This is a genomic window from Microvirga massiliensis, from assembly GCF_001006805.1.
GTDB lineage: Bacteria > Pseudomonadota > Alphaproteobacteria > Rhizobiales > Beijerinckiaceae > Microvirga > Microvirga massiliensis.
This window is the reverse complement of record NZ_LN811390.1, coordinates 1-2965: the sequence shown is the minus strand read 5'-3', so window position 1 is coordinate 2965 and position 2965 is coordinate 1. Positions and strand designations below refer to the sequence as shown.

The 2965-nt window shown below is 69.5% G+C and carries 3 protein-coding genes; all 3 read right to left on the bottom strand.

Going from position 1 to position 2965, the window contains the following annotated elements; genetic code table 11:
* The coding region (locus tag BN1233_RS42435) for an NAD(P)(+) transhydrogenase (Re/Si-specific) subunit beta (RefSeq protein WP_046869717.1) at positions 1 to 1328 on the bottom strand (1328 nt) is incomplete at its 3' end.
* A 59-nt stretch (positions 1329 to 1387) separates the two neighbouring features.
* Complete coding sequence (locus BN1233_RS42430; protein ID WP_046869716.1) at positions 1388 to 1813, bottom strand: proton-translocating transhydrogenase family protein; 426 nt, start codon at positions 1811 to 1813, stop codon at positions 1388 to 1390.
* A 28-nt stretch (positions 1814 to 1841) separates the two neighbouring features.
* Positions 1842 to 2965: Re/Si-specific NAD(P)(+) transhydrogenase subunit alpha (locus BN1233_RS42425; RefSeq protein ID WP_046869715.1), on the bottom strand; the 1124-nt coding region annotated here is incomplete at its 5' end.

Below are 2965 nucleotides of genomic sequence, written 5' to 3'. Positions count from 1 at the left end.
AAGAACAGCTCGTTCTCGACGCCGGCATAGCCCGAGCCCATGCCGCGCTTGATGAACAGCACCGTCTTGGCCTTCTCGACGTCGAGGATCGGCATCCCGAAGATCGGCGATTGCGGATCGGTCTTCGCGGCCGGGTTCGTGACGTCGTTCGCCCCGATCACGAAGGCAACATCGGCCTGCGCGAACTCGCCGTTGATGTCCTCGAGCTCGAACACCTCGTCATAGGGCACGTTCGCCTCGGCGAGCAGCACGTTCATGTGGCCCGGCATGCGCCCCGCCACGGGATGGATCGCATACTTGACCTCCACCCCCTCCTTCTTGAGGAGGTCGGCCATCTCGCGCAGCGCGTGCTGGGCCTGCGCGACCGCCATGCCGTAGCCCGGCACGATGATGACCTTGGCGGCATTCTTCATGATGAAGGCCGCATCATCCGCCGAGCCCTGCTTGACGGGCCGGGTCTCGATCGCGCCACCCGCGGCGGCCGCCGTCTCGCCCCCGAAGCCGCCCAGGATCACCGAGACGAAGCTGCGGTTCATCCCCTTGCACATGATGTAGGACAGAATCGCACCCGAGGAGCCGACCAGCGCGCCCGTGATGATCAGCGCGAGGTTGCCGAGCGTGAAGCCGATGCCGGCCGCGGCCCAGCCCGAATAGGAGTTCAGCATCGACACGACCACCGGCATGTCGGCGCCGCCGATCGGGATGATCAGCGTGATCCCGAGCACGAAGCTCACGAGCACCATCAGCCAGAACGCGGCATGGCTCTCGGTCCGGATGAAGACCACGAGCAGAACGAGCAGCAGAACCCCGAGCGCGATGTTGAGCAGATGGCGCTGCGGCAAGAGGATCGGCCGGCCCGACATCCGCCCGTCGAGCTTCAGGAAGGCGATCACCGAGCCCGTGAAGGTGATCGCGCCGATCGCCACGCCGAGCCCCATCTCGAACAGCGACCCGCCCTTGATCGTGCCGACGCTGCCGATCCCGAAGCCCTGCGGGGCGTAAAGGGCCGCCGCCGCCACGAACACCGCCGCGAGCCCGACGCCCGAGTGGAAGGCCGCCACGAGTTGCGGCATCGCGGTCATGGGCACGCGCCGGGCGATCACCGCACCGAGGCCGCCCCCGATCGCGAGGCCGAGCACCACCAGTGCCCAGCCCCCGGCACCGGCCGGCGGCACGAGCGCGAGCGTGGTCAGGATCGCCAGCGCCATGCCGACCATCCCGTAGAGATTGCCCTGGCGCGACGTCGTCGGATGCGAGAGCCCGCGCAGCGCCAGGATGAACAGCACGCCGGCCACGAGATAGAGAAGGTTCGAGACGTTTTCGGACATCGCCTCAATCCTTCAGGGCGGGAGAACGACGGAGAGGGGTGCGGGCGGTCATCGTGGCGTCAGCCCTTCTTCTTGTACATGGCGAGCATGCGCTCGGTGACGAGGAAGCCCCCGAAGATGTTGATCCCGGCCAGGACGAGCGCAATGAACCCGAAGCCGCGGGCAAGCCCCGTGCCCTCCGCGGTCAAGGGCACCCCGACGGCGAGCAGCGCGCCCACGACAATGACCGAGGAGATCGCGTTGGTGACCGACATCAGCGGCGTGTGCAGGGCCGGGGTCACCGACCAGACCACGTAGTAGCCCACGAAGATCGCGAGCACGAAGATCGCGAACCGGAACACCGTCGGATCGATGGCGCCGTGGGTGGCGCTCGAGACCGCGAGTGCAATCTGATCGGCGATCGCCTGCGCCGCGTCGGCGGCGCGCTGCGCCGCGTCGGCGGCCGCGCGGGATTGTTCGAGCGCCTGTTCGGGAGTGAGGGCCATGACCGGCTCCTGTGCGCGTGTCGGGCCGTCAGGCGGCCGGCTGGAAGGCGGGGTGGGTGATGCTGCCGTCGCGGGTCAGGCAGGTTGCCTTGACGAGTTCGTCGTCCCAGTTCACGGCAAGCGCCTTGGCGGCCTTGTCGATGAGGGTTTCCACGAAGGCGTAGAGGTTGCGGGCGTAGAGGCTCGAGGCCGTGGCGGGCAGCCGGCCCGGCACGTTGAGGTGGCCGACGATCTTGACGCCGTTGTGCTCCACGACCTGCCCGGGCTGGGCGAGCTCGCAGTTGCCGCCGCGCTCGACCGCGAGGTCGACGATCACCGAGCCGGGCTTCATGGATTCCACCATCGCGCGGGTCAGGAGCCGCGGCGCCGGGCGGCCCGGGATGAGGGCCGTGGTGATCACGAGATCCTGCTTGGCGATGTGCGCGGCGACGAGCTCGGCCTGCTTGGCCTGGTATTCCTTGGACATCTCCTTGGCGTAGCCGCCGGCCGTCTCGGCCTGCCGGAACTCCTCGTCCTCGACGGCGATGAACTTGCCGCCGAGCGACTCGACCTGCTCCTTGGCGGCCGGGCGCACGTCGGTGGCCGAGACCACCGCGCCGAGCCGGCGGGCGGTCGCGACCGCCTGCAGGCCGGCGACGCCGGCACCCATGACGAAGACCCGCGCCGCCGGCACGGTGCCGGCCGCCGTCATCATCATCGGGAAGGCGCGGCCATATTCGGCCGCCCCGTCGACGACGGCCCGGTAGCCCGCGAGGTTGGCCTGGCTCGAGAGCACGTCCATGACCTGGGCCCGGGTGATGCGGGGCATCAGCTCCATGGCGAAGGCCGTGATCCTGGCGTCGGCGAGCGCCTTGAGGGCCGCGTCCTGGCCATAGGGGTCCATGATCGCGATCACGATCGCGCCGGGCTTGAGGCCTTCGAGCTCGGCCGCGGCGGGGCGACGCACCTTGAGGATGATGTCGGCATCCCGCACCGCCTCGTCGCGGCTCGCCGCCACGGTGGCGCCCGCGGCCGCGAACTCGGCATCGGGGATGCCGGCCCGGGCGCCGGCCCCGGCCTGAACCACCACCGCGGCGCCGAGCGCCTGGTATTTCTTCACCGTCTCGGGCGTCGCCGCAACGCGGCTCTCGACCTCGTCACCCTCCGAGAGAA